Here is a 4,738-nt window from a genome sequence, read left to right as displayed (position 1 = left end):
GCTCAGCCCGGCTCGACCGGCGCGTTCGCCTTGCGCAGCAGCAGCACCAGCGGCGTCACCAGCATGAACATCAGCATGATCGCCCGGAACGCATCGGCAAACGCCATGGTCGAGGCTTCCCGATAGGCCGTCGCATACAGCCAGCGCAGCGCGGCCTGATGGCTGGCATGGGCCGAGCCGAGCACCGGGGCCAGCCGCGTGGTGATGCCGTGCAGCACCTGGTCCATCGCCTGATTCGACGGCGTCAGCGTCCCGGCGATCATCATAAAATGCCGGTTGGTCTGATCGTTCAAAATCGCCCCCGACACCGCGATGCCGATCGCCCCGCCCAGATTGCGCATCATGTTGAACAGGCCGGAGGCATATTTCAGCCGCTCCGCCGGCAACGCCCCGAGGCCGAGGGTGATCGCCGGCGCCACCACGAAAATCTGCGGCAACCCCCGCAGAATCTGCGGCACCAGCAATTGCCGCCCGCCCCAGTCATGCGTGATGAAACTGAACTGCCAGGTCGCGAGGCCGAAACTGATCAACCCCCCCAGCATCAGCCAGCGCAGATCGACCCGCCGGCCAAGCACGACATACAGCGGCACCCCCGCCAGCGAGGCGATGCCGGTGGCCGCAACCGCGATACCGGTCTGCCACGCCGAAAAATCGCGCACATACCCCAAAAACAGCGGCGTCAGATAAATCGTCGAAAACACCCCCACCCCGGTCACCAGCGACAGGAGGCACGCGATCAGAAAATTGCGGTTGCGCAACGCCCGCAAATCAACCACCGGTGTCGCGAAACTCAGGCTGCGGATCACGAACAGCACCGCGCTGACCGCCGAAACCATGGCGCAGGTCCGGATCGTCGCATCGCTGAACCAGTTCCACCGCGCGCCGTCCTCGAGCACATATTCCAGCGTGCCGAGCCCCAGCGCCATCAGCACAATGCCGGGATAATCGGCATGGCGCGCCTCGCCCGCATCCGCCCGGTCGACATCGACGAGCAGGGCAACCCCGATCGCCACACACAGGCCGGGGATCAGGTTGATCATGAACAGCCAGCGCCAGCCCAGCGTATCGGTGATCAATCCGCCCACCACCGGCCCGAGCGCGGGCGCGAGCGAGGCGAGCACGCCGATCACCGCCGAGGCGATCAGCCGCCGATGCCCCTGAAAATAATGAAACGCCGTCGTATAGACCGTCGGGATCATCGAGGCGCCGAGCAATCCCTGCAACGCGCGAAACACGATCATGCTCTGCATGTTCCAGGCCATCCCGCACAACAGGCTCGCCACGGTGAAGCCGAGCGCCGAACCGGCGAACAGCCAGCGGGTCGAGCACAGCCGGGTCAGCCAGCCCGACAGCGGCACCACAATGATCTCCGCGATCAGATAGGCGGTCTGCACCCAGCTGATCTGATCCCGCCCCGCCGACAACCCGCCCCCGATCGAAGCGAGCGAGGAGGCGACGATCTGAATATCGAGCAGCGCCATGAAATAACCGACGCACATGACCGAAAACGGCAGCAGCACGCGCTTCGGGGACGCGCCGTCCCTCATTGGTCGCGGACCGGACCCGTCCTGGTATCGACGCTGACGGTCGTCGACAAGCCCGGCCGCAACAGGCCAAGGGTCCGCGCCGCGCCATCGAGCGCGATCCGCACCGGCACCCGCTGGACGATCTTGGTAAAATTACCGGTCGCGTTCTGCGGCGGAATCACGCTGAAAATCGCCCCGGTCGCCGGCGCGAGACTAACGACACGACCATGGAACACCCGGCCCGGCAATTCATCGGCCACGATCCGCGCCGGATCGCCCGGCCGGATCCGCGCGAGATCATCCTCCTTGAAATTCGCATCCACCCACAAACGATGCGCCGGCACGATCGAAAGCAACGTCGTTCCCGCCGCGACGAAGGCGCCCCGCTGGGCGTAACGATCCGCGACATACCCATCGATCGGCGCGGTGATGGTGGCATAGCCCCGCGCGATCCGCGCCATCCGCAGATCCGCCTCGGCGGCGGTCACAACCGCCTGGGCCGCGGTGATCTCGGTGGCGAGCACCGCAAGCGTCTGACGCGCCGCCACCAACCGCGCCTGCGCCGCGCTGACCGCTGCCCCGGCCACCGCCGCGGCTTCGGCCGAGCGCTGGACATCCTCGGCCGAAGCCGCATCGCCGCCCCCGAGGTGACGATAGCGCGTGGCGGTGCTGACGGCGAATTGCGCGGCGGCCTGCCTCGCCGCGAGCTCCGCCGCCGCCTCGGCGATCACCGCGTGCTGGGCAGCATAGCGCGCCTGCAACGCGGCGACGGCGGCCCGCCGCTGCGACACCAGCGCTTCGGCCCGCGTCACCGCCGCCGTCAGATCATTCGCCTCGAGCCGCAGCACCACCTGGCCACGATGGACATAATCATTATCACCGACCGGAATCGCCGCGACGAAACCCGACACATGCGCCGCCAGCGGCGTCACATTGCCGCCCACATAGGCATCATCGGTGGTCATCACGAAGCGGCCGACCCGCCACCATTGATCGCCATAGCGCGCCGCCCCCGCCAGCAGCACCAGCCCGGCGCCGATCAGCACCGCCCGTTTGACCCCCCGCGCCCGCGGCCGCACGGCGGCACCGCCAGGCAAACCGACCGCGCGGTCGGAAACATCGCTGCTCACCGCCCGGTCTCCTCGCCCGCCGCGGCAACAGTACCCGCCCGCTCGCGCCCATCCGCCGCCGCGCGCACGCGGGCAACCCGCTCGTCCTGCGCCGGATCGGCCGGCGAACGGAGCGGCGTCTTGATGTCAATGAAATCAGCGTTGAAAATCTGAAGATCCATGTGAAACTCCCCTGCCCGGCGTCGAGCACGGACTCTGCGCGATGATCTGTATCGGGAAACGGAACGCTGATGCCGGCGAAACGAACGATGACCCCTGGCTCAGGCGTAAACGACACCGATTTCGCCGCATAGAACAAAAAACAGCTCACCCCGATGCGGAAAAGTGATCACCCCGGGCGCGATCAGATCATCGGCACCACGGCGTGACCGAGGTCGAGCGTCAGCAGAACCGCCGCGACGAACGGGGCGAAGCCCAGCGCGCGAATGGCGATGCGGCGGATATTCAGGGTCAGGGCGGCGATCGGGCTCATTGGAAATCTCCTGGCTGGAACGGTCATTGTCGATGACCCCGTTCTACCCCCCGCCGCCGCCCGGTGCTGTGATGGGTATCACATCGGCAACGCCTGATAGCGCCGCATGAACCGCCGATCGATCCAGTCCTTCCAGCGCCAGACCAGCCGCCCCTCGACACTCCAGCGCCCCCGCGCCGCCACCGCAGAGCCATCCCCGGTGCCGATCAGCGCCAGCGCGTCACGCTGCGGCTGAAACGCCCGCAGCGTCTCACCGGCCAAAGCCCGCCGCAGATTAGCCGCCAGCGGCTTGCCCTGGCGCACCGCGAACACGCCGGATTTCGGCCGTTCATGCCCGACCACCGTGGCGATATCCCCCGCCGCGAACACCCGCTCATCCGAGACCGACCGCAGCGTCGCATCAACCTTGATGAACCCCCGCGCATCCAGCGCAAGCCCGGATGACCCCAGCCATGGCGCCGCCCCGGCGCTGGTCACGAACAGAATTTCATCGAAATCATGACGTCCGCCATCCGCGCACCGCACCACCCGATTCTCGACCGCGACGATCGCCTGCCCGGTGATCACGCGGATCGACCGCTCGCGCAGAACCCGCGTGAACCGCCGTCGTACCGCGGCTTCATGGCCCGGCAGCACATGATCCGCCTGCCCGATCAGCGTGTAGCCGATCCGCCGATCGTCCCGCCCCGCCGCCGCGAGCAGCGCCCGCAACCGCACCTGCATCGCGAGCACCATCTCCACCCCACCGGCCCCGGCCCCGACCACGGCGATCCGCACCGGCCCGGTGCCCGCCATCACCCGATCGCACAATGCCGTCCACGCCTCGAGAAACCGCCCGATCGGCTTGACCGCGACGGCATGCTCCGCCGCCCCCGGCACATTGCCGAGCCATGGCGACGACCCGATATTGATCGAGAGCACATCAAACGCAACCGGCGGCCCCGCGCGGCACAGCACCACCCCAAGGTCGAGATCGAGCCCGATCGCCTCGTCATGCCGGAACGCCGCACCGGCAAACCGGCACAGCCGCGCGAGGTCGATATGCGCGTCGTCGAACTCATACTGCCCGGCGATCAGACCCGGCAGCATCCCGGAATAGGGCGTGTGCCGATCCCGCCCGATCACGCTCACCTGCGCGCCAGCCAGCCGATCGAGGCCGAAGCGCCGCAGCACCTCGACATGGCTATGCCCGCCACCGACCAGCACCAGCCGTCCCGCGACCGGCAGGGAGACGGTCACGCGCGACACCAAAATCCTGCTCCGGGTCGCGGCCGGAAGGGGGTCATGGCGTCACCATTGTCATTTATCATATAGCCTATCTGTGATCGGATCACGCGCCGCCAAGCCGGCACCCCCCGATCAACCCCCGCCGGGGTCAGCTCATCGCCCCGTCCGATTTTTCCGCCCACCCGCGAGAGCCGACCATCGACACCGCATGAACCGTGAGGGATGATCGCGCCTCCCCGTCCCGTGACCAGCGGCGGCGGACCGCCGTATCGCCCGACCCAACCAACGCAAGGACCGCCGATGCCCCGACCAGCCGCCCCGCCGCAGACCGACAATGCGATGCTCGACACGCTGTCGAACCTGCGCTGGAACCGGTTCCATAC

5 protein-coding genes are annotated in these 4,738 nt (G+C 67.6%); all 5 read right to left on the bottom strand.

Translation table 11 applies throughout. From position 1 onward, the window contains the following. Window positions 1–2: 2 nt before the first annotated feature. Window positions 3–1,547 (bottom strand): DHA2 family efflux MFS transporter permease subunit, encoded by a 1,545-nt coding sequence (locus tag ACP5E6_RS16250; protein WP_427955845.1) that lies wholly within the window; start codon window positions 1,545–1,547, stop codon window positions 3–5. Continuing rightward, on the bottom strand, window positions 1,544–2,656 hold the full coding sequence (locus ACP5E6_RS16245) for an efflux RND transporter periplasmic adaptor subunit (RefSeq protein WP_427955844.1): 1,113 nt from the start codon (window positions 2,654–2,656) through the stop codon (window positions 1,544–1,546). Before ACP5E6_RS16245 ends, ACP5E6_RS16250 begins: the two co-directional genes overlap by 4 nt. After that, window positions 2,653–2,817, bottom strand: coding sequence for a hypothetical protein (locus ACP5E6_RS16240; RefSeq protein WP_427955842.1), 165 nt, complete (start codon window positions 2,815–2,817; stop codon window positions 2,653–2,655). Before ACP5E6_RS16240 ends, ACP5E6_RS16245 begins: the two co-directional genes overlap by 4 nt. A 182-nt stretch (window positions 2,818–2,999) precedes the next feature. Next, entirely contained in the window at window positions 3,000–3,128 is a 129-nt protein-coding gene (locus tag ACP5E6_RS16235) for a hypothetical protein (protein ID WP_427955840.1), read from the bottom strand. A 78-nt stretch (window positions 3,129–3,206) separates the two neighbouring features. Then, window positions 3,207–4,376 (bottom strand): FAD-dependent oxidoreductase, encoded by a 1,170-nt coding sequence (locus ACP5E6_RS16230; RefSeq protein ID WP_427955838.1) that lies wholly within the window; start codon window positions 4,374–4,376, stop codon window positions 3,207–3,209. Window positions 4,377–4,738 lie beyond the last annotated feature (362 nt).

This window comes from Acidiphilium sp. (genome assembly GCF_049977125.1).
Lineage (GTDB): Bacteria > Pseudomonadota > Alphaproteobacteria > Acetobacterales > Acetobacteraceae > Acidiphilium.
The sequence above is the reverse complement of the archived record's forward strand: the minus strand, read 5'-3'. Positions and strand labels throughout refer to the sequence as shown.